The sequence below is a fragment of the Vibrio sp. 1402 genome (assembly GCF_033340275.1).
Window position 1 is genome coordinate 1 of the sequence record NZ_JAWOWE010000582.1, and the last position, 549, is coordinate 549.

1 protein-coding gene is annotated in these 549 nt (G+C 48.6%); it reads left to right on the plus strand.

Annotation, left to right across the window (positions count from 1 at the left end):
* Positions 1–549, plus strand: a 549-nt coding sequence (locus R7044_RS27370) for a CBS domain-containing protein (RefSeq protein WP_225456244.1), incomplete at both ends; no start/stop codon positions are given.

Genomic DNA, 549 nt, shown 5'->3' on the forward strand with positions numbered 1-549 from the left:
CAAGAAGCTGCAAGCCTAATGGCAGAAGAGAACGTCACCGCTTTGCTCATCGTCCGCCCAACCGAAGAACTGACCGAAGAGGATGATGATCAACTGCTTGGCATTCTTACTGACCGCGATTTATGTATACGGGTTTTGGCGCAGGGGATTGATACCAATATATCGGTGAGCGAGGTCATGAGTTACGACGTGGTATCGCTCGATTACAACGCGTATGTGTTTGAAGCGATGCTGACCATGCTTCGCTACAACGTGCATCATCTGCCGATTCTCAAAGACAAAAAGCCAATAGGCATCATCGGTATGACGGACATTGTCCGTTACGAATCTCAAAACAGCTTGTTGCTGGTGAGCTCGATTTTCCAACAGACCAGTGTGGAGGATCTCAAACAAGTTTCCCTGCAAGTGAAAGATTGTTTTGTTCGAATGGTCAATGAAGACGCCAACGCGCACATGATTGGACGAGCGATGTCGGTGATTGGCAGCAGCTTTAAGCAACGATTAGCGGAACTCGCCGAGCAAGAGCTTGGTCCTGCTCCAATTCCATAC